The sequence below is a fragment of the Weissella thailandensis genome (assembly GCF_005405465.1).
Taxonomy (GTDB): domain Bacteria; phylum Bacillota; class Bacilli; order Lactobacillales; family Lactobacillaceae; genus Weissella; species Weissella thailandensis.
Map to the genome: position 1 here is coordinate 37,505 of NZ_BJEC01000011.1, position 19,441 is coordinate 56,945.

Consider the following 19,441-nt stretch of genomic DNA (forward strand, 5'->3'; position numbering starts at 1 on the left):
TCTAATAAGGAGCCAACGGGATTTGAACCCGTGCGCCGGTTCAACACCGGTTCGGCGGATTTCGAGTCCGCTGCATTACCACTCTGCCATAGCTCCATCACAATTAAATATTATACCGATATCGCACGTGTGTTTCAAGTATAAAAAAACTAGGATAAAAATATCCTAGTAACATCAATAGCTCATCAGGGAGTCGGACCCTGGATGCCGGTGTGAAAAACCGGAGTCTTAACCGCTTGACCAATGAGCCAAAAATATAAAGTTTTTTGGTCGAAACCAATAGCTCATCAGGGAGTCGAACCCTGGATGCCGGTGTGAAAAACCGGAGTCTTAACCGCTTGACCAATGAGCCATGTAAATGTTGAATATGATGCCTCTGCTTCAACAACAAATAATAATATACCAGATGAATTGAAACGATGCAAGGACTTATTGAAAAAATCTTGAATATTGTTATTTATCATGGTTGCCATTTAAAATAACGTGTAGCAATTTGTTTTAATTTAAGGCTTGTTGTTCATGGTAAACTAAATGTATCTGGATTTTTAAACTAAGGAGAACAGCGTATGTTTTCACAAAAAAACATAGTATTAGTCATTAGTGGAGGTGTTGCAGCATATAAGGCTGCGTCATTTGCACGTTTATTGGTAAAAATGGATGCAACAGTGAAAGTTGTCATGACGGCAACAGCTACCGAATTTATCACACCGAAAGCAATGGCTGTATTAACAAATCAGCCCGTTTTGACAGATTTATTTGCCGATAAGACGGGAGAATCCATTGACCATATTGCCTTAGCCGATTGGGCAGATTATTTTTTTGTCGTCCCAGCAACAGCCAATATCATTGCGAAAATTGCTAATGGGGTAGCCGATGATGCAGCTAGTTCCGTATTAGCAGCTAGACATACACCCATGATTGTTGCGCCGGCAATGAACGAAAATATGTACTTACAACCTGCTGTGCAAAGAAATCTACAACAAATTCAGTTAGATGGAGACATTGTCGTTGAACCAGTTGATGGCATATTAGCAGAGGGTTATGCAGGGAAAGGTCGTTTACCAGAGCCTCAGGAAATCTTCACGCTTAGCGAACTTGCTGTTTATCAAAAACATGGTCAGCTAAAAGATAAGCGCATTGTTATTTCTGCAGGCGGTACCGTTGAAGCGATTGATCCGGTGCGTTACATTTCAAATCGCTCGTCAGGTAAAATGGGCTATGCTCTAGCACGTGCGGCAGCTGAGCAGGGAGCTGATGTTACCTTGGTATCAGCAACGACACAGCTTCCTGATCCAGTTGGAGTTACCACGATTCATATCCAATCCGCGCAGGAATTATCGGAACAAATGTTTGCGATGCTGCCAGAAGCGGATGCTATTATTATGGCTGCAGCCGTTTCAGATTACCGGATGTCACAGACGGCTGAAAACAAGCTCAAAAAGCAAGATTCAGGTCAACTACACTTGACCTTAGTTGAAAACCCTGATATTTTAGCTCAATTAGGTTCAGCCAAAACCAATCAGTATTTAGTTGGCTTTGCAGCTGAAACCCAAAATTTGATGACTTATGCCCAAAATAAGTTGAAAAAGAAAAATGCTGACATGTTAGTTGCGAATGATGTGTCAAAAGATCAAGTCGGCTTTGGTTATGATACAAACCAAGTGACTATTTTGACAAAGGATAATGAACCAGAGTCATTGCCATTACAGAGCAAAATCACGTTGGCTCGTGAAATTATGAAAAAAATTAGTGTTGCAATCAATGGATAGGTAGAAAAATGACAATTATTGGAATTGATAAAATGAGTTTCTTTTCACCACATCAATATATTGATATGGTCGAATTAGCTAATGCACGTGGTGAAGAACCCAATAAGTATTTAATTGGTATCGGTCAGACGGAACAAGCAGTCATACCAGCAACACAAGATGTTGTGACGATGGCTGCAAATGCGGCTGATGAAATGTTAACAGCTTCAGATCGTAAGAAAATTACGATGATTCTGTTTGCAACGGAATCGGGAATTGACAATTCTAAATCCGGTGCCGTTTATTTACAACGCTTACTCGGTATCAACCCTTATGCGCGAACAATCGAGCTGAAGCAAGCCTGTTATGCAGGGACTTTTGCACTAATGCAAGCTCGCGATTATGTAACCTTACATCCTGACGAAAAAGTGCTTGTGGTTGCCTCTGATATTGCCCGCTATGGGTTACAAACAAGTGGTGAAGTTACTCAAGGTGGTGGCGCTGTTGCCATGTTGGTAGCTGCTAACCCCATGATTGCTGAAATCAACCAAGATAGCCAATTCTTATCACGCGATATCATGGACTTTTGGCGCCCTGTTTATGCTGATACTGCTAGGGTCGATGGTAAATATTCATCAAATGTCTATCAAGACTTTTTCAAAACGGTTTGGACACGTTATAAAGCTAAAACTGGGCGTGACATTGCTGATTTTAAAGCATTAGCCTTTCACTTGCCGTTTACTAAAATGGGCTTGAAAGCCTTACGTGATGTATTGCCTGAAGCAACTGATGAACAACAGGTTGCATTAATGGATGAATTCGAAGCCAGCCGTGTGTACAATAAGCGAATTGGTAACCTATATACGGGTTCATTGTACCTAAGTTTGTATTCATTACTAGACAATTCACAATCTCTTAAAGCTGGTGATCGTATTGGGATGTTCTCTTACGGATCTGGTGCAGAGGGGGAGTTTTATTCACTAACTTTGCGTCCACACTTTAGTGCTGGCTTAGTAACCGGGCAAATTGATACCCTGTTAGCTAATCGACAGTATGTAACTATTGCTGATTACGAAAAAATATTTAATAGTCAGTTGAAAGGTGCAGCAGATCGGGAATTTGACTTCAAAAGTGATCCTGCCAAGTTTGTTCTTCATGGATTGAAAAATGAACAACGTCAGTATATCTGCAATTAAAAACTGATAAAACTATCAATAAATTTCATTAAGTTCACAAATTAATCAAAAAACGTACTATTTTTAATTGATTGTTCGTCATTTATTCGATAAAATAATATCATTAAAATGATTGATAAAAGAGGATAGTACTATGAAGCGCGTTTATCTTGCTGGACCATTTTTTGATGATGAACAAATTGATCGTATTGAGCGTTTAGAAGAGGCGTTGACAAATAACCAGACAGTGTCTGAGTTCTTTAGTCCCCGCACAGAAGTGCATGATGAATTTGAATTTGGTTCGCCAGAATGGGCGGAGGCAATTTATAAAGGTGACAAAGATCATTTAGATCCAGCTGATGTGGTTGTGGCAGTTATTGATTATGATAAAGAGCACGTTGATCCAGGGACAGCGTGGGAAATTGGTTATTCTGAGGCAACTCAAAAACCGGTAATTTTAGTCAAGGAAAAAGAAGGTGCTATTAATTTGATGATTTCTGTACCAGCGCATGCTGTTGTGACAGATGTTGCGGATATTGCGACCTATGATTTTGATGAATTACCTGCAAGTAAGTGGACTGGGAAGGCTTTTTAAGAGACTTCGGTCTATACTGAGATAGATTACAATGCACTAGAGGATGGGACAAGAAATGTTCCATCCTCTTTATGGTTAAAATTCAATATTGGTGATTTTAAAAATATCAATCATAAACGCGTCCTCAAAACAATTTTTTCTCATTATTTTTTATGAGTTTGTATCGCTATTTAACCAAAAAAAGGGTAAACTAGTTGTTATATATCCAGAATATGAGGTCAAATCATGAAAGATTTAATACAATTATTGCGACAGTGGTTAATGAAATTCTGGGTGCCGTTAACAATTGTGATTGTCATGCTTGGGACGGCGATTTCGTTGACAGTTGTGTTGTTACATAAACAGCAAGTAACTGTGCAAATTCCTAATTTGACATTGCGAAAACAAAAAGGTGTTCAAAGTGCGCCAGTTTCAGTATTAAAAAAAGGTGAACATTTACAAATTCTAAAAAAGTCTGAAGGTTGGTATCAAATTCGTCGCGAGGATGAATCAACTGGCTGGGTAGCCGGCTGGCTATTACATAGGCAAAAACCGTTAAAGACAGTAACACCGCTATCAGAAACAACTATTGTTCTTGATCCAGGCCATGGTGGTTCCGATGTTGGTTCTTTGTCGACGAATAATAAATACGAAAAAACATACACGTTACAGTTGGCAAAGCGTGTTGCCAAACAATTACGTCAACGTGGTGCTCGTGTGATTATGACTCGTAATACAGATAAATTAGTTTATTTGGCTAAAATACCTAAAGTAGCAGAAGATAATCATGCAGACATGTTTATTTCGTTCCATTTTGATTCGTCACCCGAACCGAACTCGGCCACAGGATATACGTCATACTACTATCATAAAAATAATGGGTCGTATGACCTTGCTAGCAACATCAATGCTGAATTGTCACTGCCGTTGGTTAATAAAGGTGTTGAATATGGTGATTTTTTGGTTATTCGTGATAATTCTGTACCAGCAGTTTTGCTTGAAAATGGCTATATGAATTCAAAAGATGATTTTAAATCAATTAAATCAAAGGCTTATCAAGATAAGATTGCTAAGGCAATTCCAGTGGGAATTCAAAATTATTTAAGTAATCAAACGACAACAGCCCAATAGGATGTTTACTTGACGGCATTTTAGAACTATAAGATAATAAGATGTAATAAATAAAACCGATGAGAAAGAAAACTCATTAAGAATAACCAAAGCGAGCGGAAATAGGTGAAAGTCCGTGTTGTTGTTTTTGAGGGGACACTTTTAAGGTCACAGTTTTTGTGCGTGGAGCCACGTTACGGCTATTAGCCAAAAAACAAGGTGGTACCGTGCTGTTGTGATAAGCACCCTTGACGATGTTTGCGATATCGTTAAGGGTGTTTTTTATTTTATGAAAACGAATAGGAGAAGAGTTTTATGGCAAAGCAATTATTTCAAAAGCCAAAGGGAACAGCTGATTTACTACCTGCTGAGTCAATCAAGTGGCACTATGTAGAAGAAACAGCTAGGTTATTGTTCAGCGATTACCAGTATGCAGAAGTTCGCACACCAATTTTCGAGAACTTTGATATTTTTGCACGATCAGCTGGAGATACTTCAGATGTTGTGACAAAAGAAATGTATGATTTTAAGGACAAGGGAGATCGACACATTGCGCTACGCCCTGAGGGAACAGCCGGTGTAGTCCGTGCTTTTGTGGAAAATAAACTGTTTGGACCAGAACATGCTAAGCCATACAAACTATTTTATGTGGGACCAATGTTTCGCTATGAGCGACCACAAGCAGGTCGGATGCGTCAATTTCATCAAATCGGGGTTGAAGCACTAGGTTCAGAATCACCAGCTCTTGATGCTGAGGTCATTGCAATGGCGGTTGATTTCTTCCAAACCTTAGGGATTACTAACTTAAAGGTTAAGGTTAATTCATTAGGTGATAAAGAGTCTCGTGAAAACTACCGCCAAGCATTGATTGATTTCTTAAAGCCACACTTTGATGAATTGTCACATGACTCTCAAGAGCGATTAGAGAAAAATCCATTGCGAGTTTTGGACTCAAAAGATGCTAAGGATCAAGAAATTGTGGCTGATGCACCATCAATTTTGGATTATTTGATGGAAGATGCGCAAAATCATTGGCAAAAAGTCCAACAGTATTTGGATGCTTTAGGCATTGATTATGAAATTGATGAAAATGTGGTTCGTGGCCTTGATTACTATAACCATACAATTTTTGAGGTGATGACGCAGTCAAAGGCTTTGGGACATGGTTGGTCAACGATTACTGGTGGTGGTCGCTACAATGGATTAGTATCAGAATTCGGTGGCCCCGAAATGGCTGGTGTTGGTTTTGGAATCGGCTTAGAACGACTAATGTTATTGTTAGAATCAGAAAATGCACCTCTACCAGAAAAAAATAAATTAGACATTTATGTCGCTAATCAAGGACAGGATACAGATATTACAGCAATGCAAATGGTCCAAGCCATTCGTTCATTTGGTTACAGTGCCGATCGTGATTACGAAGACCGCAAGCTTAAGGCGCAATTCAAGACAGCTAATCGTTTAAATGCTCGTTACATGATTACCATTGGTGAGCGCGAACTAGCTGAGCAGTCTGCTCATTTGAAAGATATGACCACTGGTAAAGAAACTTCTGTGAAGCTTGCTGAATTGTACACTAACCTACCAGAGTATATAAAATCACCTGAAGATGAAGGAGAATAAGCAATAATGAAACGAACAAACTATGCAGGATTAATCGACGAAGAATATTTAGAACAGGAAGTAATGCTTCAGGGATGGGTACAGAAGCGCCGTGATTTAGGTGGCTTAATTTTCGTTGATTTACGTGATCGTGAAGGTATCGTACAATTAGCCTTTTCAAATGAATTTGGCGAAGCAGCTTTAAAGGTTGCTGAAGATATGCGTACGGAATATGTTATCGAAGTTACTGGAACTGTTCAGTCACGTGGTGAAGGGGCAGTTAATGAAAATTTGCGTTCTGGTAAAATTGAGGTACACGTCACAGCAGCTAAAATTTTGTCAGAATCAAAGACGACGCCCTTCTATGTTGAAGATGACATCAATGTTTCTGATGAACTACGCCTAAAGTATCGTTATTTGGACCTACGTCGCCCTGAAATGCAACGCAATTTACGGATCCGTTCAAAGATAACAGCTGCAACGCATGAATTCTTGGATGCAAATGGCTTTATCGATATTGAAACACCATATCTTGCAAAATCAACACCTGAAGGAGCTCGCGACTATTTGGTGCCATCACGTGTCTATCCTGGTTCATTTTATGCATTGCCTCAGTCACCACAATTGTTTAAGCAATTGTTGATGGGAGCTGGTTTTGACCGCTACTATCAAGTTGCGCGTGCCTTCCGTGATGAAGATTTACGTGGTGATCGTCAACCTGAATTTACACAACTTGACGTTGAAATGTCATTTATGAATCAAGATGAAATCATGGACTTGGTATCTGATTGGGTAGCAGCCATTATGAAGCGGACTGTGAACTATGATCTTGATAAAACGGCTATTCCTGTTTTGGATTATGCTGATTCAATGCGCCGTTTTGGAACTGATAAGCCGGATATGCGTTTTGGCTTGGAATTGCAGGATCTATCAACGTTGATGGCTGATTCAGAATTCGGTGTCTTTGCGAATGCTATCAAGAATGGTGGTGAAGTAAAGGCCATCGTCGTACCTGGTGGGGCGGATCACTATTCTCGTAAGGATATTGATAAGATGGCCCAATATGTTGCACGTTTTGGTGCAAAAGGATTAGCTTGGCTAAAAGTTAGCGATGAAGGTATTTCTGGTCCAATTGCAAAGTTCCTTAAAAATAAAGAAGCTGATTTGTTAGCAGAAACCAATGCACAGGCTGGTGATTTGCTCTTGTTTGCGGCAGATAATGAAAATGTTGTTGCTGCAACTTTGGATGCATTGCGTCGTCGTACGGCACAAGAATTAGGTTTGATTGATGAAAGCAAGTGGGCCTTTGCTTGGGTTGTTAACTGGCCATTGTTTGATTACCAACCAGAAGAAAAGCGCTGGATTGCTGCTCATCATCCATTTACAATGCCAAATGAAGAAGATTTGCCATTATTGGAAACAACTGAAGGTGCCCATAAAGCGCATGCGCAATCTTATGACTTAGTGCTGAATGGTTATGAACTAGGTTCTGGTTCGATCCGTATTCACCAGATGGCCGTACAAGAGAAGATGTTGTCTGCGCTAGGATTTACTAAAGAAGCAGCACATGAAGCCTTTGGTTTCCTATTAGAAGGTATGGAGTATGGTTTCCCACCAATGGGTGGAATTGCGCTAGGACTTGATCGCTTAGCAATGTTGTTAGCTGGTCAGGATAACATTCGTGAAGTGATTGCCTTCCCTAAGAATTCTAAGGCAACAGAGCCAATGACTGAGGCACCAACACCGGTAGCTAAAGCACAAATTATTGGCGATTTGAAGTTAACGGCACCAGAATATGCTGATGTCGCCGCACCAAATATGGCAGAAGAGTAACAACGTGCAGTTATGCATACGTTGAATATTAGTAAATAGTTATTAATTTAATCAATTAATAGGTCGGAACAGATAAAAATGTTCCGACCTTTTTATTAACTAAAAAGCTCATAAATCGTGGCTAGGGATATACAATAAAAGATTGTCTTGACGGGACACAAGCTTTTAATTTAATAATTTGGATAAAAGTACATCGCATGATAAAATCATAAACGGACTTATTGCAGTGTATTATGAAAGAATAGGGAAAATGGAGCAGTTAGAACAGTATTTTAATCAGCATCAATATTCAAGTCGTTTTGGTAGTGCCATGATTTATGCTTTGGCCTCGGCAGTTGCCTTAAACTTTTTTTGGACACCAGGTCATATTTACTCATCGGGATTTACTGGGTTAGCGCAGTTACTAAATACATTAGTCACTAGATTAATTGGTGTTCAAATACCGGTTGGTGTTTGGTTGGTTTTGCTGAATTTACCATTATTTATCTTGGCTTATCGTAAAATTGGTAAGCGTTTTGCTTTCTTTACTGGTATGGCAATTTTGTTAGCAGCTATCGCTATGAATTGGATAAAGCAACCTACCCATTTGTGGACAGATGATCCCTTAGCGATGGCAATTTTTGGTGGTGCTATCAATGGTTTTGGAACGGGATTTGCTTTACGTAATGGGTTATCGACCGGTGGATTGGATATTATTGGTATCATCGTTCGACGTAAAACGGGCGCCAAAATGGGGGCAGTGAATTTAACCTTTAATTTCTTTATTCTAGTAGCATCTGGTATGATGTTCGGTGTTCAATATGCGCTATTTACGGCAATTGGATTAGTAGTTAATGCACGTGTAATCGATTTAGTCTATACAAGACAACAGAAAATGCAAGTGATGATCGTTACAGAAGAGCCAGAGAAGGTAATTACTGAGATTCAAGATGGCTTGCACCGTGGTATCACGATTGTTCATCAAGCCGAAGGTGGTTATAATCATCGCAAAAAAGAAATTTTGTTTACAGTTATTTCGATGTACGAGCAATTTGAATTACACGAAGCTATTTCTCGGGTAGATCCAACAGCATGGGCATCGTTATGGCGAGTTGATCGAATCTTTGGTGGCTTCTATGAGCCGAAATTATAGATGGTTATTTTAAAAGTAACGATTGACAAACACGCTTATTTTGATAGAATAATAAAGAACAAAGTGTGCGACATATATTAAATATAAGTTGAAATCTTCACACGTGAAGGGAGGGTAAACATTATGGCAAAGACTGTTGTTCGTAAGAATGAGTCTCTTGATGATGCTCTCCGTCGCTTTAAGCGTGGTGTATCAAAGGACGGTACTCTACAAGAATACCGTAAGCGTGAATTTTACATCAAGCCATCAGTACAACGTAAGTTGAAGGCTGAGGCCGCACGTAAGCGCAAGAACAAGAAGGGCCGTTAAAACGGTTCGCACCGGGCTATCCTAGTTGGTAGTCCGGTTTTGTTGTATAATGAAGAAAAAATAGGAGTATAGCATGGGACTATTAGCACAATTAACAGAAGATATGAAAGTGGCCATGAAGGCAAAGGATAAGGAAACGCTTAGTGTCATCCGCATGGTCAAGTCTGCATTGTCAAATGAGCAAATTCAGTTAGGGCATGATTTGACAACTGATGAAGAAATGACAGTATTATCACGTGAAATGAAACAACGTGTGGAAGAAATGGCTTCTTATCAGGAAGCTAATCGTGATGATTTGGTACAAAATATTCAGCAACAAATTGATGTTTTAAATAAATATATGCCTAAACAATTGTCTGAATCAGAAGTGGAGGATATTGTTAAGGCAACTATCAGTGAAGTTGGCGCTACTAGCAAAGCTGATATGGGAAAGGTAATGGGTGCACTGATGCCAAAGGTTAAAGGAAAAGCTGATGGTAAGCTAGTTAGCCAAAAAGTGCAATCACTACTATAATTTCAAAACGGGGGTCTCCCCGATACATAAATAATTGCGTTATACTATACTTAAGCAAAAAGCAAAAACTTTGAAATGTGAGGGATTTAACGTTTGGCAACTCAAGTTGAAAAAATTTATCATTTTGAAAATGCAGAACAAGAAATTGGTTTAGTCGGGCCACAAGACAGTCAGCTAAAATTGATTGAAGAAGGTTTGGCAGTGACCTTATCGGTTTTGGGTGATCAATTAACGATAAAGGGTGATGCGGAAAAGGTTGCAGCTGCTTATTCAGTAGTCTCGGCGTTAACATCATTGATCAGACGGGGTGTCAAGATAGGTCCCGCTGATATTGTATCTGCTATCAATATGGCTGAGCGTGGTACAATAGAATACTTTGAAGATATGTACACTGAAACACTATTGCGTGATGTTAAAGGTCGTCCGGTGAGAGTTAAAAATTATGGCCAGCGCCGTTATATTCATGCTATTCGCCAAAATGATATTACATTTGGGATTGGACCAGCAGGAACGGGTAAAACATATTTAGCCGTTGTTATGGCGGTTGCAGCGATGAAACGTGGGGACGTTGAGAGCATTATCATTACACGTCCAGCTGTTGAGGCAGGCGAAAGTCTTGGCTTTTTACCAGGCGATTTGAAGGAAAAAGTTGACCCTTATTTACGTCCAATTTATGATGCACTGTATGCCATTTTGGGTAAGGAACATACAGAACGTTTAATGGAGCGTGAAACGATTGAAATTGCCCCATTGGCGTATATGCGTGGTCGAACATTGGATGATGCTTTTATTATTTTAGATGAGGCGCAAAATACAACGCCACAACAAATGAAAATGTTCTTAACACGTCTAGGATTTGGCTCAAAAATGCTCGTTAATGGGGATGTTTCACAAATTGACTTACCAACAAAGACGCGCTCTGGGTTAATCCAGGCCCAAAGAGTATTATCAGATGTGCCACATATTTCTTTTGTGACATTTGATGCAGATGATGTCGTCCGACACCCGGTTGTTGGGGCAATTGTTAATGCTTATGAAGCGTATGATGTTAAACAAAACCAAACAAGTGAAAAGGATTAAAAATGGATTTAGCAATAATCGATCAATCAAAACCAGGAGTTCCAGAGGAACAAGTAAAATTAGTTAACGATGTTTTAAATTATGCTGGTAATTATCTATCTTTGCCAGATAATACTGAAATGTCGGTAACTTTTGTTAATAATGATGAGATTCAAAGGTATAATCGGGAATATCGTGGTTTAGATAAAGCAACTGATGTCATTTCTTTTGCTATCGAAGATGATGGTGATGATATGCCTTTATTGATGGATGATGAGATGGTAGATGATATCGCGAAGAATATTGGTGATATTATTGTTTCGGTTGATAAAATTGGTGAGCAAGCTGAATATCTTGAGCACTCATATGAACGTGAACTAGGATTTTTGGTCGTACATGGATTCTTACACTTAAACGGATACGACCACATGCGAAGTGAAGCAGATGAAAAAATCATGTTTGATTTGCAGCGTGAAATATTAGATAGCTATGGACTCAAAAGATAATAAGAAAAAAGACGATACCCATCAAGTCCATAAAAATTCCCACTTTGTGCAAGCATTTGGTCATGCCATGGCGGGAATTGGTGAATTATTGGTACGTGAGCGTAATATGCGCTTTCACATATTTGCTGCTTGTGTGGTACTGATCGTAGGAATTTACGTTGATTTAGGACGCTCAGATTGGTTGTGGATCTCAGTCGCCGTCTTTACTGTGATTAGTGCGGAATTTTTGAACACAGTTGTTGAAGCCATTGTTGATTTGATAGTGGGTGAAAACTATCATCCATTAGCTAAAGTTGCTAAGGATGTTGCATCCGGGGGCGTCCTGGCTGCCGCTGCTTTTGCAATTGTTGTCGGTATCTTGATTTTTCAACCATATTTGCTACCTAATTTACAAATGATTTTTAGATAATAAAAAAGAAATAGAGAGAAGTTTAATGAGCGAACAAGAATTTAAGTCTGGGTTTATTGCCCTTGTTGGTCGACCAAATGTTGGAAAATCAACACTTTTAAATAAGATGATTGGTGAAAAAATTGCCATTATGTCACCCAAAGCGCAGACGACCCGTAATAAGATTCAAGGAATTTATACAACTAATGAAGGTCAGATGGTTTTCATGGATACACCTGGTATCCATAAGCCTCATAACTCATTAGGGGATTATATGGTGAAAACTGCGATGTCAGCGCTACGTGAGTCAGATATGGTCTGGTTGTTAGTGAACGCAGATCAAGAACGTGGTGTTGGTGACGATTTCATCATTAATCGTTTAAAGGAATCAAATACGCCAGTTTATTTGATTATTAACAAAGTAGACTTAATTGACCGTGCCGAGGTGTTGAATCAAATTGCAGATTACAATGCACAGATGGACTTTGCCGAAATTTTCCCAATTTCTGCTCTAACTGGTGAAGGTGTGGCGGAGTTACTACAGTTTACAATGGATCATATGGCTACTGGACCACAGTATTATCCAGAAGATCAATTAACAGATCACCCAGAACGTTTTATTATGAGTGAATTGATTCGTGAAAAAGTTTTGGAGTTAACTCGTCAAGAAGTACCGCATTCCGTTGCAGTCGTTATTGATAAGATTGCTCGTGAGGATGAGCAGAAACTACATGTTCAAGCAACGATTGTCGTTGAGCGTCCGAGCCAAAAAAATATTATCATAGGTAAGCGTGGTGCTATGATCAAGGAAATTGGGATACGTGCGCGTAAAGATATTGAACGTTTACTTGGTGACAAAATATTCCTTGAGACTTGGGTGAAGGTGGAAGATCGTTGGCGCGATAAACCACAAGCCTTGCAATCATACGGTTACAAGGAAGATTCAGATATATAGTAAAAAACAAGAGTTTGGCAGTGGTTTTGTCTCACTCTTTTTTAATAGGTGAATAAAATGACAGAAGTTTTTGATGCAATTGTCCTGTATCAACGCGACCATAAAGAAAAAGACTTAATGGTCAAAATGTTAACACGCCAAGCTGGCAAACGAATGTTTTATATTCGTCATGGTAAAAGTCAAAGGTACCAATTTACGGCCGAAATCCAACCATTGAGTGCAGCTACCTTTGAGGGGACTATTAATACAACGGGTTTAAGTTTTATTAATGATGTGAAGGCGACTAAAGATACGACATTCTTAATGACGGATATAGTTTTAAATGCATATATGACCTATATTTTGGGCTTGATTGATGCCGCCTTTGTTGATAATCAACCCATTACGAAATGGTACGATTTAATCATTGAAGCACTTGATAAATTGCAGAATGGCCTTGATCCACAGGGGATTGCAAACTATTTTGAGCTACAGTTACTACCTGTTTTTGGTATACGACCTACTTGGGGACAATGTGTAATCTGTGGTCGTAGTGATTTGCCATTGGATTTTTCCGAAGAATTAAATGGCACTTTGTGTCAACAACACTGGTCAGCTGATGAGCACCGTTTACACCTAGATACTAAGGCAGTTCGTATCTTATCTAAATTAGCAAATATTGATTTAAGGTTAGTTGGTACGCTGGATTTAAAGACGCAAACTAAGCAAGAAATGGCGCGTGTGATGGACAAGTTGTATGATGACCAGGTTGGTATTCATTTAAAATCTAAGTCATTTATTCAGCAATTAGCTTCTTGGCAAAATAGAATGGTGCAACGTGAGAAAAAAACTGACGATCGAACACCGTGAAATGTCCTTATTGACAAGTAAGTAAGGCGTGCTAAACTTATAAATTGTAAAGCTTACGACAATTAGTGGAAAAATTAATCTATTATTAGCACAGCAAGCCATCGTTAATGTGAGGGTGGTCTAGTAATAATTAAGGGGCACTACTAATTAATAAACTCAATTAAAAAAGCTGCTAGTATTTCGGTACTAGAAGTAGGGTGGAACCGCGAAATTATCGTCCCTACATTAACCAATGTTTGATGGTTGATGTAGGGCTTTTTTGTGGCTTTACTCAGTAGAAAGAAAGGAATATTTGTCATAATGAGCGCAAAAATGAGTGTGCAAGATATTATTTTGACGTTACAAAAGTTTTGGGCTGACCAAGGAGCCATGTTAATGGAGGCCTATGATACCGAAAAAGGTGCGGGAACGATGAGCCCCTTTACCTTTTTACGTGCGAATGGTCCCGAACCATGGCATGCGGCCTATGTTGAGCCATCACGTCGACCAGCTGATGGTCGCTATGGTGATAATCCTAATCGTCTTTATCAGCATCATCAGTTCCAAGTGGTTATGAAGCCATCTCCTGATAATATTCAGGAATTATATTTGAATTCATTACAGGCGCTGGGAATTGATCCGTTAGCTCACGATATTCGCTTTGTTGAAGATAACTGGGAAAACCCATCAATGGGAGCTGCCGGTATTGGTTGGGAAATTTGGCTTGATGGTATGGAAGTGACCCAGTTTACTTATTTCCAACAAGTTGGAGGTATCCAAGTTGATGCTGTAACGTCTGAAATTACTTATGGTTTGGAACGTTTGGCTTCGTATATTCAAGATGTGCCAACTGTTTATGATTTGGAATGGGGAAATGGCGTCATGTATGGTGATATCTTTAAGGAACCTGAATATGAACATTCCGTTTATTCATTTGAAAAGTCAGATTCAGAGATGTTACTACGTCACTTTAACGAGTATGAAGCGGAAGCTAAAAAATTATTAGCAGAAGGCCTTGTTCATCCAGCCTATGATTATATTTTGAAGTCATCACACACATTTAATTTGTTAGATGCTCGTGGTACTGTGTCTGTTACCGAGCGTGCAAAATATCTTTCACGTATTCGAAACATGGCTCGTTCAGTCGCACGTGCATTTATTGACGAGCGTAAGAAACTAGGCTTCCCACTATTAAAGGATGAAGAATTGCGGGCAAAGTACTTGCCAGCTGACGAGGAGGAAAACTAATATGGCAAACTTTTTATTAGAAATTGGTTTAGAAGAAATGCCAGCACATTTGGTGACACCAGCAATTGATCAACTGGTTGAACGAGCAGCAGATTTTATGAAAGAAAACCGGTTACAATATGGTGACATCAAGCCATTTTCAACACCTCGTCGTTTGGCAATCTTAATTTCAGATGTTGCTGATAAAGCAGATGATTTAACGAAAGAAATTAAAGGACCTGCTAAAAAAGCTGCTTTTGATAAAGAAGGTAATTATTCAAAGGCCGCCCAAGGATTTGCTCGTGGTCAAGGCATGACGACGGATGATATTACTTTTAAAGAGTTCAAGGGTAATGAATATATCTTTGTAACAAAGTTCGAGGCTGGTCAACCAGCTACAGAAGTTTTGGCGGGCTTTAAAGAAGTCATCACAAGCATGACCTTTACAACAACGATGAAGTGGGCACGTCATACATTTGAGTATGTACGACCAATTCGTTGGATTGTTGCCTTGCTTGATGATACAGTTGTACCATTTAATATCTTGGATGTTGCTTCAGGACGTGAAACACGTGGTCACCGTTTCTTGGGTCAAACCATTAACATCAACAATGCGGCTGATTACGAGAATGATTTGGAAAAAGTGTACGTTCAGGCTGATGCGGATAAGCGTAAGGCTAATATTGTTTCTCAAATTGATGCACTTGCAACAGAAAACAAATGGCAGATCGAAAAAGACGCTGACTTATTAGAGGAAGTTAATAATATTGTTGAGTATCCAACCGCCTTTGTGGGCCGTTTTGATGCTGAATACTTAGAATTACCTGATGAAGTTTTGATTACTTCAATGCGTGAGCACCAACGATTCTTCCATGTTATTGATGAGTCAGGATCATTATTACCATATTTCGTCTCAGTACGTAATGGTAATAATGAACACTTAGATAACGTTATTGCTGGAAATGAAAAGGTGTTGGTTGCTCGTTTGGAAGATGCCAAGTTCTTCTATCATGAGGACCAAAAGAATGACATAGACTTTTATAATAATAAGTTGCAGGTTGTTTCGTTCCACGCCAAATTAGGTTCAGTTGCGAGTCATACAACTCGTGTTCAAGCATTAGCTGCTATAATTGGACACAATATTTCATTGACTGACGATCAACAGCAACAATTAGCTCGTGCTGCCGAGATTTATAAGTTCGACTTAATGACGGGCATGGTTGGTGAATTTGATGAATTGCAAGGTGTGATGGGTGAGAAGTACGCCTTGTTATTTGGTGAAGATCCAGCTGTTGCCCAGGCTATCCGTGAGCATTATATGCCAATTTCTGCGGATGGTGACCTACCAGAATCCGTGCTTGGTAAAGTTTTGGCCTTGGCTGATAAGTTAGATAGTCTACTATCATTCTTTGCGGGTGGTATGATGCCATCAGGTTCTAATGATCCATATGCGCTACGTCGTGCTGCTTCTGGTGTGGTTAATATTTTGCATGCGAATGATTGGCATTTGCCAGTCAATGATCTCCTATCAGCATTGGTTGATGGTGTCTTAGCAGATGATAGTTACATGGGTCTTCCTGAAGATGTCGCACATAACTTACAAGCTGTGATTAGCGATGTACTTGCATTCTTAACTGACCGTGTTGTCAAAGCATTACAGACTGAAAAGGTTCGTTATGATGTTATCAACGCGGTAACTACTGGTAAATTAACAGATACAACGCAAATGTTCACATCAGCAAATGCGTTATTGGCGCATAGTGAAGACGCAATGTTCCGTGAAGGTGTCGAATCATTGACTCGTGTGATGCGCTTAACTTCTAAGAACCCAACGGATTCAGCTGTTGATACGGCTTTGTTTGAAAATGATGCCGAAAAGCAACTTTATGATCAAATCGGATCATTCGCTGATAAAGCATTTACGACTGATGAATTAATTGCTGCATTATTAGGGTTGCAACCAGCTATTGCTGCATACTTTGACCAAACTATGGTTATGGTTGACGATGAAGCTGTCAAGCAGAATCGTCTGGCAACTTTGCAATTAGTTTCTGATGAAGCAGAAAAAGTCGCTAACTTTATGGCGCTTGATGTGAAATCAAACTAATATTCTGATAAATACAAATAATTTTCATAACAGAGGTTGGAACAAAATGATTGTTCCAACCTTTTTGTGTTAAAAATATCGCAAATCACGTGACATATCGGCTTCAAAACAACTATTGTCTCGCTCTGCATTTTTTAATTATATTTAAGGCTTCATCAGGTATATTTGGCACATTAATTTTATTGACAATGTCGCTCTATCAGTACCATAAAAGAAAGTTGAGATATCGATGGCGGTTAGTTTAGGTTATTGGGTGTTGTTTTTTGTTTTTGTCATTATTATGTTGGCATTGGATTTAGGAGTATTTCATCGGGGTAACCATGCACCAACGATGAAATCATCATTATTGTGGAGTGCCTTTTGGATTGCTTTGGCTTTTATATTTAGTGGTATCATTTGGCAGACAATGGGTAGTAGTCATGCATTGGATTTTATTACGGCATACCTATTAGAAAAATCATTAAGTATCGATAATTTATTTATTTTCATACTCGTTTTCGGATTTTTCAATATTGATATCAAGTATCAACATCGCTTATTATTTTGGGGTGTCTTTGGTGCTTTGATTATGCGAGTGCTGTTTATCTTTGGTGGTGCAGCCTTATTGCATCGTTTTGTTTGGTTAATGTATCTATTTGGTATTTTCCTAATTATTACGGGTGTTAGAATGCTCTTTGAGAAAGATGAGCAACAGGATCTGAATGATAATCGCTTTATTAAGTTACTACGTAAATTTTTACCGATTAAAGAAGGGGTTACTGAACCACATTTTATTGTGAAAGAAAACGGTAAGCGCTATGCAACAAAGTTTTTGATAGCACTATTATTTATTGAAGGAACTGACCTATTATTCGCAGTTGATTCAATCCCTGCCGTATTAGCAGTCACTCAAAATACTTTTATTGTGGTGACGTCAAATATTTTCGCAATTATGGGATTACGTTCGCTATACTTTGCTTTGTCTGGTATCTTGCCGATGTTTCGGTACATTAAGTATGCACTTGCCATTATTTTGGCATTTATTGGTACTAAGATGATCTTTAACGAAGGAATGAAAGCGCTAGGGAGTGCATGGCATATTTCCAATATTGTGTCATTAATTATTATTGTCACGCTATTGATTATTTCGATTATTGCATCAGTGATCGTGGGTCGCGTGCAAGAACGTCGTAAATTTTAGACCATATGGATGCCAGTTAATTATATATGCAAATTATGATATAATGTAGGCAACTTGAATCAATACTAGTGAGAAAGTGAGCGTGAAAATGGCAATAGAACATATTTTATTTGGAACTTATACAAAACGCGTTTCAAAAGGAATTTATGTTGCAGATTTCGATACTGAGTCAGGGCAGTTATCTAATCAAAATCTTGTAGCAGAACTTGGTTCACCTACTTATTTGGCATTAAGTAAAGCCAACAAGTTATACGCAGTTGATAAGGGTGACGGCGAAGGTGGTGTTGCTGTCTATGATTATAAAGATGGTCATGCAACATTACAGCAAGAGCTGCTTACTGAAGGGGCAGCACCAGCATATGTTGCTGTCGATGAATCACGTCAATTAGTATATACAGGAAACTATCATAAAGGGACGTTGGATGTGTATGCAATTTCTGAAGACGGTAATTTGACTTTAACTGATTCATATCAATCTGAAGGAAAAGGTCCTCGTCCAGAGCAAGAAGGCACACATGTCCACTTTAGCAATTTAACACCTGATAATCGGGTGGTCGTTGCTGATTTGGGGGCTGATAAGGTGCTCACATTTGATGTTTCTAGTGAAGGTAAATTAAGCTTAGTTGCAACGTTTAATACTGAAGCTGGTTTTGGACCGCGTCACATTCGTTTTAGTCCCGATGGCCAGTATGCTTATCTACTTGGAGAACTATCATCTAAGTTATCAGTATTAAAGTATCATGAAGATGGTTCGTTTACTTTGTTACAAACCGTTTTGATGATTCCTGAAAACTGGGATGCTCATAACGGTGGTGCTGCTATCTATGTATCAAAGGATGGCCGCTTTATTTATACATCAAATCGTGGGCACAACTCAATTGCGGTATTTGCGGTTAAAGCAGATGGTGCTGCCGTTGAACACATGCAATGGGTTTCAACTGAAGGGGACTTCCCACGAGATTTTGCTTTAAATCCTGAGGAAAATTACTTAGTTGCAGCTAACCAAAATACTGATAATGTTTCAGTATATTCACGTAATAGTGATACTGGAAAGCTTAGTCTGGTTCAGAAGGACTTTGCCATACCAGAAGCAATTCGTGTTTTGTTTGTTTAATTAATGATTTGTTATTAATCATGGATGATTCCCACTATGGTGATGCATATTAAGCTGTATGTGCACCAGATGGGGATTTT

At 39.0% G+C, this 19,441-nt stretch carries 18 protein-coding genes and 3 tRNA genes; 18 read left to right on the forward strand and 3 right to left on the reverse strand.

All coding sequences use genetic code 11. The features are described 5' to 3' along the window. Positions 1-7: 7 nt before the first annotated feature. The 3 genes from FFM62_RS06165 to FFM62_RS06175 all read right to left on the reverse strand — a co-directional run bounded on the left by FFM62_RS06165 (position 8) and on the right by FFM62_RS06175 (position 352). A tRNA-Ser gene (locus FFM62_RS06165) sits at positions 8-96 on the reverse strand. An 82-nt stretch (positions 97-178) separates the two neighbouring features. Next, a tRNA-Glu gene (locus FFM62_RS06170) sits at positions 179-250 on the reverse strand. Positions 251-280: 30 nt separating this feature from the next. Next, positions 281-352, reverse strand: a tRNA-Glu gene (locus tag FFM62_RS06175). A 214-nt stretch (positions 353-566) separates the two neighbouring features. On the opposite strand from FFM62_RS06175, the gene coaBC reads away from it, so the two are divergent. The 18 genes from coaBC (at position 567) to FFM62_RS06265 (ending at position 19,361) form a co-directional block, all read left to right on the forward strand. Then, positions 567-1,769, forward strand: coding sequence for a bifunctional phosphopantothenoylcysteine decarboxylase/phosphopantothenate--cysteine ligase CoaBC (coaBC, locus tag FFM62_RS06180; RefSeq protein WP_115471295.1), 1,203 nt, complete (start codon positions 567-569; stop codon positions 1,767-1,769). An 8-nt stretch (positions 1,770-1,777) separates the two neighbouring features. Beyond that, positions 1,778-2,944, forward strand: a complete 1,167-nt coding sequence (locus FFM62_RS06185) for a hydroxymethylglutaryl-CoA synthase (protein WP_115471296.1) — start codon at positions 1,778-1,780, stop codon at positions 2,942-2,944. Positions 2,945-3,077: 133 nt separating this feature from the next. Then, a complete protein-coding gene (locus tag FFM62_RS06190) occupies positions 3,078-3,518 on the forward strand; it encodes a nucleoside 2-deoxyribosyltransferase (protein ID WP_115471297.1) in 441 nt (146 codons plus the stop codon). A 225-nt stretch (positions 3,519-3,743) separates the two neighbouring features. Further along, positions 3,744-4,628, forward strand: a complete 885-nt coding sequence (locus tag FFM62_RS06195; RefSeq protein WP_115471298.1) for an N-acetylmuramoyl-L-alanine amidase family protein — start codon at positions 3,744-3,746, stop codon at positions 4,626-4,628. Positions 4,629-4,922: 294 nt separating this feature from the next. Then, positions 4,923-6,230 (forward strand): histidine--tRNA ligase, encoded by a 1,308-nt coding sequence (gene hisS, locus FFM62_RS06200; protein WP_115471299.1) that lies wholly within the window; start codon positions 4,923-4,925, stop codon positions 6,228-6,230. A 6-nt stretch (positions 6,231-6,236) separates the two neighbouring features. Next, positions 6,237-8,042, forward strand: coding sequence for an aspartate--tRNA ligase (gene aspS / locus FFM62_RS06205; protein WP_115471300.1), 1,806 nt, complete (start codon positions 6,237-6,239; stop codon positions 8,040-8,042). A 250-nt stretch (positions 8,043-8,292) separates the two neighbouring features. After that, positions 8,293-9,174 carry a YitT family protein gene (locus tag FFM62_RS06210; protein WP_115471301.1) on the forward strand — a complete coding sequence of 294 codons (882 nt, stop codon included), beginning with the start codon at positions 8,293-8,295 and terminating at the stop codon, positions 9,172-9,174. Between the two features lie 123 nt (positions 9,175-9,297). Further along, positions 9,298-9,483, forward strand: a complete 186-nt coding sequence (gene rpsU, locus FFM62_RS06215) for a 30S ribosomal protein S21 (protein ID WP_002828392.1) — start codon at positions 9,298-9,300, stop codon at positions 9,481-9,483. Between the two features lie 73 nt (positions 9,484-9,556). After that, positions 9,557-9,997: a GatB/YqeY domain-containing protein gene (locus FFM62_RS06220; protein WP_115471302.1), complete on the forward strand. Its 441-nt coding sequence runs from the start codon at positions 9,557-9,559 to the stop codon at positions 9,995-9,997. Between the two features lie 93 nt (positions 9,998-10,090). Then, entirely contained in the window at positions 10,091-11,077 is a 987-nt protein-coding gene (locus FFM62_RS06225) for a PhoH family protein (protein WP_115471303.1), read from the forward strand. A gap of 2 nt (positions 11,078-11,079) precedes the next feature. After that, positions 11,080-11,562: an rRNA maturation RNase YbeY gene (ybeY, locus tag FFM62_RS06230; protein ID WP_115471304.1), complete on the forward strand. Its 483-nt coding sequence runs from the start codon at positions 11,080-11,082 to the stop codon at positions 11,560-11,562. Continuing rightward, positions 11,546-11,971 carry a diacylglycerol kinase family protein gene (locus tag FFM62_RS06235; protein ID WP_115471305.1) on the forward strand — a complete coding sequence of 142 codons (426 nt, stop codon included), beginning with the start codon at positions 11,546-11,548 and terminating at the stop codon, positions 11,969-11,971. The genes ybeY and FFM62_RS06235 overlap by 17 nt, the downstream gene beginning before the upstream one ends. A 25-nt stretch (positions 11,972-11,996) precedes the next feature. Next, positions 11,997-12,905, forward strand: coding sequence for a GTPase Era (era, locus tag FFM62_RS06240; protein ID WP_115471306.1), 909 nt, complete (start codon positions 11,997-11,999; stop codon positions 12,903-12,905). 57 nt (positions 12,906-12,962) lie between these two features. After that, complete coding sequence (recO, locus tag FFM62_RS06245; protein WP_115471307.1) at positions 12,963-13,754, forward strand: DNA repair protein RecO; 792 nt, start codon at positions 12,963-12,965, stop codon at positions 13,752-13,754. Positions 13,755-14,054: 300 nt separating this feature from the next. Further along, positions 14,055-14,981, forward strand: coding sequence for a glycine--tRNA ligase subunit alpha (glyQ, locus tag FFM62_RS06250; RefSeq protein ID WP_115471308.1), 927 nt, complete (start codon positions 14,055-14,057; stop codon positions 14,979-14,981). A 1-nt stretch (position 14,982) separates the two neighbouring features. Continuing rightward, positions 14,983-17,067: a glycine--tRNA ligase subunit beta gene (gene glyS / locus FFM62_RS06255; protein ID WP_115471309.1), complete on the forward strand. Its 2,085-nt coding sequence runs from the start codon at positions 14,983-14,985 to the stop codon at positions 17,065-17,067. 229 nt (positions 17,068-17,296) lie between these two features. Further along, complete coding sequence (locus FFM62_RS06260) at positions 17,297-18,247, forward strand: TerC/Alx family metal homeostasis membrane protein (RefSeq protein WP_115471310.1); 951 nt, start codon at positions 17,297-17,299, stop codon at positions 18,245-18,247. Between the two features lie 88 nt (positions 18,248-18,335). After that, entirely contained in the window at positions 18,336-19,361 is a 1,026-nt protein-coding gene (locus FFM62_RS06265) for a lactonase family protein (protein WP_115471311.1), read from the forward strand. The last annotated feature ends 80 nt before the right edge of the window (positions 19,362-19,441 follow it).